The organism is Acidobacteriota bacterium, from assembly GCA_030774055.1.
Classification (GTDB): domain Bacteria; phylum Acidobacteriota; class Terriglobia; order Terriglobales; family Acidobacteriaceae; genus JACPNR01.
In genome coordinates, this window is the sequence record JALYLW010000072.1 from 1 (window position 1) to 2889 (window position 2889).

General features: G+C 64.4%; 3 protein-coding genes. All 3 read right to left on the reverse strand.

What is annotated here, in order from left to right:
- Window positions 1-54 precede the first annotated feature (54 nt).
- On the reverse strand, window positions 55-537 hold the full coding sequence (locus M3P27_05590; protein MDP9267783.1) for a redoxin domain-containing protein: 483 nt from the start codon (window positions 535-537) through the stop codon (window positions 55-57).
- A gap of 125 nt (window positions 538-662) precedes the next feature.
- Window positions 663-1514, reverse strand: coding sequence for an ATP-binding cassette domain-containing protein (locus tag M3P27_05595; protein MDP9267784.1), 852 nt, complete (start codon window positions 1512-1514; stop codon window positions 663-665).
- Window positions 1515-1533: 19 nt separating this feature from the next.
- On the reverse strand, window positions 1534-2889 hold a 1356-nt coding region (locus tag M3P27_05600; protein ID MDP9267785.1), incomplete at its 5' end, for a carboxypeptidase-like regulatory domain-containing protein.

The following is a 2889-nucleotide window of genomic DNA, read 5'->3' on the forward strand; positions in this document are numbered from 1 at the left end:
AAAAAGAGACGGCCAGAAGGCCGTCTCTTTCGGACGTCTCTTCAAGTGCTCTGCCTACAGTTTGCGCAGCACCTCGAAGCAATCCTCGTTGTCGGGCTGCTTATCGAGGGCGTAGACCTTCGCGAACGCGATGTTTCCTTCCTTGTCGATGATGAAGACGGAGCGATCGTTGATCCCGGGGATGGGATCGCCGGAACGCAGCACGCCATATCTCGTCGCCACCTCGCCGTGAGGATAGAAATCCGAGCACAGCGGGTAGTTCAGCATGCCGATATCTCTCTTCTGCCACGCAATGTGGCTGGGGATGGAATCCACGCTCATGCCCACGACCTGGGCGTCAAAGCCGGCGAACTTTTCCAAGTCCGCGTTGTACGCCGGCATCTGCGCGGTTCAAACCGGGGTCCAGTCCAGCGGGTAAAAGGCGAGCACCACGTGTTTCTTGCCCCGGTAGTCGCTCAGCTTGAACTTCTCTTTCCTATCGCCGACGACGGCCGGGACCTCGAAATCCGGGGCTTTGTCGCCTACCTTCAAAGCCATGCAGTCCTCCGCTCCATGTGTCTCTGGAATTGGTGTTCTGGAATGATGATGACAACCTTTCGATTCTAAATGCCATGTGCAGGAGCGGCAAGTTGCGGCCTGGATCAGAGATCAGAGATCAGAGATCAGCCCGAGACTTCCGGCGTGGCCGCGAGCAGCGCCTTGGTGTACTCGTGCTGCGGACGTTCGGTGATCTGTTCGGTCGTCCCCAGCTCCACGATCTTGCCCGCGTGCATCACCGCGATACGGGTGGAGAGGTAGCGCACCACCGGCATGGAGTGCGAGATAAAGAGATAAGTGAGCCCAAAGTCGCGCTGCAGGTCGCGCAAGAGATTCACGATCTGCGCGCCGACGGAGACGTCGAGCGCCGACACGGGCTCGTCGCACACGATGAACTTCGGCCTCAACGCGAGCGCGCGCGCGATCACGATGCGCTGGCGCTGTCCGCCGGAGAACTCATGCGGATAGCGCTCGAGCGCCGATTCCTCGAGGTCAACCGCGCGCATCAGCTCGCGGGCGGCGGCGCGGCGCGATGCGCGCGTGTCTTCTTTATGAAGGTCTGCGTTATGAAGGTCTGCGCCATGAATGACCAGCGGCTCCGTGACGATCTCTTCCACCCGCATGCGCGGGTCGAGCGAGCCGAAGGGATCTTGAAAGACGATCTGCATGTCGCGCCGCAGCCGGCGCAGCTCGCTGCCGGAAACGGCGAGCACGTCTTTGTCTTCAAAGCGGACGCTTCCCGACGTGGGCTCGATGAGCCGCAGTAGGGCGCGGCCCAAAGTTGTTTTCCCGCAACCTGATTCGCCGACCAGTCCCAGCGTCTCCCCGGCCGCGATGTCGAACGAGACGCCAGCGACGGCGCGGACCTCGTCATTGTTCTTGCCGGCGGCGCGCGTGCGGCGAGTGGGCACCGCGGCAAACACGGAATCGCTCGCGGGATAGACCTTCACCAGGTCGCGGACTTCGAGCAGTGTCATGCGGGGATCATTGGTGGGGCTATCTCTTCGACTTCGCGATCACGACCAGCAACTCGGCGTCGCCACCGGCGGAGCGGACCTGTTTTTCGGCAGCATCGTCGAGCGCGAAGTCTACTCCACGCTCCTGCACCAGCGCGGCCACGCGCCTGGGCGCGACGCCGCCTTCGAGCATCGCGACTACATCTTTCAAAGCGAGCGTGGCAGGGCCGGCAGGCTTCGCCGGCGCCGCTGGCGGTGCGGATACGACCGCAGCCAGTGGGATGTCGAGCCGCTTCTCCTCCCCGGCCGCGAGCGTGATGGTTCCGCTCCCCGGCTGGCGTCCGGCGAGCACGGCGCGCACCGCATGATTCCCGGGGGCGAGCGCGGTGATGCGCAAGGTGCCGTCGGCGCCGGCCACGCCGCGGCGCTGCTCGTCGACGAAGACTTCCGCGCCGGGTGCAGCCGCGACGACCAGCACCGGCTGGGGGAGCAGCTCGGCAGCCAGCTGCGGAAACTGCGGGCCAAGTGCGCGCAGGAGCGGGGTGACATCGTAGAAGTTCTTGCGCAGGCCCGACTGTTTGCCCGAGCCGATAGGCTCGCTGGTGAACTGGGCGAACATCAGCGTGACGCGCCCGCTCGCGCGGAAGGCGACCACGGCGTGGGGATAGCCGCCGGCGGTGCGCACCATGCGCATCTCTTTCTTGGGCGCGTCGATCACGATGTCCGCGTCCCCGGCCACACCATCGCTCAGGAAGCGGACGCGGTCGGCCGTGACTTCGAGCTTGCCGCGCGCGATCGGTCCCTGGATCCAGACATATGCGTTGGCGCCGGCATCGGAATCGGCCCACGCAGTCACGACTTTCTCGCCGCGAAACCAGGTGAAGCCCGAGCCGACGATGATGGGAAACTCGAGCATCGCGCCATCCTTAGTCATGGCCGCTTTGATCAGCCCGGCGGGAGTGGAGCGCTTCGCTTCGGCGCGCTGGACCTCAGCATAAGCACCCTGGAAGTCCTTGAACGCGCGCTCGACGAAGGCGTGCCGGTCGCCGAACTGGCGCGCGAGGTCGGGATAGATGGCCATGCGATAGGTCTTGCCGCCGCCCTCGATCTTCACGTAGCTGAAGCCGAGCGAGCGGCCGGGATGAAGGTCGCTCACCTGCGCGCGCGGAAGATCGAACGAGTGCGACGGCTCGCCAAAGCTATCGAAGCGGACCCGCGTGGGCGTGACGTAGAGCAGGCCCTCGCAGTAGTTGGTGAGGTGTCCGTGGCCAACGATGAAGCGGATGGCGGGCTCGCCATCGAGCGTGCTGGTATCTTGCGCCGCGAGTTGCCGTATGACGCCGGGCAGCGCGCACGACACAATCACAATAAGGAGGAGCCAGAGTCGCTTCATTTC

What these genes read in the sequence shown, in the direction of transcription:
- M3P27_05595 (MDP9267784.1), bottom strand. Translation starts at nt 1,514, where the DNA reads ATGACACTGCTCGAAGTCCGCGACCTGGTGAAGGTCTATCCCGCGAGC.